This window comes from Oleiphilus sp. HI0066, assembly GCF_001635725.1.
Genome location: NZ_LWFH01001495.1, coordinates 1 through 1,409 on the forward strand (window position 1 = coordinate 1; position 1,409 = coordinate 1,409).

Annotated in this window: 2 protein-coding genes; both read left to right on the forward strand. The window is 44.9% G+C overall.

The window, feature by feature from the left end; translation table 11 throughout:
- The first annotated feature begins 57 nt into the window (after nt 1-57).
- Nucleotides 58-1,041: a DUF2333 family protein gene (locus A3738_RS23150; RefSeq protein ID WP_082890123.1), complete on the forward strand. Its 984-nt coding sequence runs from the start codon at nt 58-60 to the stop codon at nt 1,039-1,041.
- 68 nt (nt 1,042-1,109) lie between these two features.
- A partial coding sequence (locus tag A3738_RS23155) for a hypothetical protein (RefSeq protein ID WP_197473981.1) occupies nt 1,110-1,409 on the forward strand: 300 nt, incomplete at its 3' end.

The window sequence follows — 1,409 nt, forward strand, 5'->3', positions numbered from 1 at the left end:
CTGGCTATCAAATTTGTAAGCCGTCACAGGCTCAATTCTAGAAAGAGAGTCTCTTACATGAATAAACAAAAGGGTTTATTGCTACTTGTTCCGATTTATTTGCTTGTCGTAGTGGTGCTCGGCTTTTGGTGGAGTTCTGAACCTGATGTTCCGGACTTAGCATTGGTTGTAGAGCAAAGAGCGGGAGTCACGCTCTCTGATGCGCCCATTGGTGTGGCAACAACTGCGAGTCTTATTGAGTTGTCTGATACTTTGCTCGAAAAGCCTGGAGGATATTTATCAAACGATTTATTCCTGCCGGGCGTGTTTCTGGACAATATGCCTAGCTGGGAGTTTGGGGTTCTTGTTCAAATACGAGATTTATCTAGGGTGATGAGAAAAGACTTTAGTCGCTCGCAAAGTCAGTCCCAAGAGGATGCAAGTCTTAAGTTAGCAGAGCCGCAGTTTCACTTTGATAATCGTAGTTGGATTCTCCCGGCTTCAGAATCTGAATATCGCACAGGTGTAGCAGCTGTTGAAAACTATCTCAAACGCTTAGCGGATGAATCAACTCCTAATGCACAGTTTTATGCGCGTGCCGATAATTTAAGCGCTTGGTTGTCAGAAGTTGAGAATAGACTTGGGGGGTTGTCTAGGCGTTTGAGCGAAAGTGTGGGGCGCCCGAGTTTGGATCTGGGGCTTGCCGGAGATTATTCTGCTGAGCAAAGTACCTCGGGTGAAGGCTTTAAAGAGTCAAAAACATCTTGGTTTGACATCGATAACGTATTTTACGAGGCGCGCGGCACAGCTTGGGCGTTGATTGTGATTTTACGTGCTATGGAACACGACTTTGCAAAAGTGCTTGGCGATAAAAATGCTTTGATTAGCCTGCGCCAAATTCGTTTGGATTTGGAGGCGACTCAGAATACGATTTGGAGTCCGATGATTCTAAATGGCTCGGGGTTTGGTGTGTTGGCGAATCACTCTTTAACGATGTCATCTTATATTTCTAGAGCAAGCGCCGCAGTCATTGACCTGAGAAATCTCTTGCAGCAAGGCTAGAATATTGTTCTAGCTCACGTCTTGACTGCTTGATTTGTGAACGACTGTGAAGTTTCGTCCTGCTTCACATGTTTAAATTCATCTCTCCATATAATGTTGGTTTATTTCTTAAACAGGACGCATTGCCTCAATATGTCATACCAATGGCGCTCAATTTTCCCATCGATTATTCAGAATGCTGCGTTTATCGCGCTGGGTGCTATGCCCTTCCTGTGCATTCTGAATTGGCAGCGCTTTCTGATAATGATTTATCAGAAGTAGATGGTGCTGGTATCGGGTTTGTGATGGAAGACTTTGCGTTTAGCCACGGTAATGACTCTTCTCAAGGTAACGTTTTTCGGATTACCGGCATCACCGACTCTGATGGT

Excerpts from the sequence above, each read along its gene's own strand:
- A3738_RS23150 (WP_082890123.1), top strand. The coding sequence starts at position 58 with ATGAATAAACAAAAGGGTTTATTGCTACTTGTTCCGATTTATTTGCTT.